Genomic DNA, 405 nt, shown 5'->3' with positions numbered 1-405 from the left:
GACAGGAACAAGCTGAGCACGGGCACGCTGAGCTGGAGCGATATCGAGAACAAGTCGGACTACAGCGCGACGTCGATGGGGCTGAGCGGCGGGTTCACGTTCGGCCCGAAGGTCGAGGACAAGAATTCTGGCCAGACCTCAGGCAAGAACACCGGCGGCGTGAGCCCGATGATCCCGCAGCACGAAAGCGGCAGCCAGCGCGGCGTGGCGCAGTCGGGCATCGCAGGCGGCACGATCACGATCACCGACCAGGCCAACCAGACGCAGGACGTGGCGACGCTGAACCGGGACACGTCAAACACCAACACGACCGTGGGCAAGGGCCCGGACCTCAACAACGTGCTGGGCAAGCAAGCCGACATGATGGCGGCGGCGCAGGCGGCTGGGGAGGCGGTGGCGAAGACG

The 405-nt window shown here is 66.2% G+C and carries 1 protein-coding gene; it reads left to right on the top strand.

What is annotated here, in order from left to right; all coding sequences use genetic code 11:
• Positions 1 to 405 (top strand): hypothetical protein (locus tag A9J21_RS31940; RefSeq protein ID WP_197497501.1); only part of this gene is annotated, 405 nt, incomplete at both ends.

Origin of the sequence: Cupriavidus sp. D384, from assembly GCF_001652915.1 — a bacterium.
GTDB lineage: Bacteria > Pseudomonadota > Gammaproteobacteria > Burkholderiales > Burkholderiaceae > Cupriavidus.
Note: the sequence above shows the minus strand (reverse complement) of the source record. Positions and strands in the feature narration are given on the sequence as shown.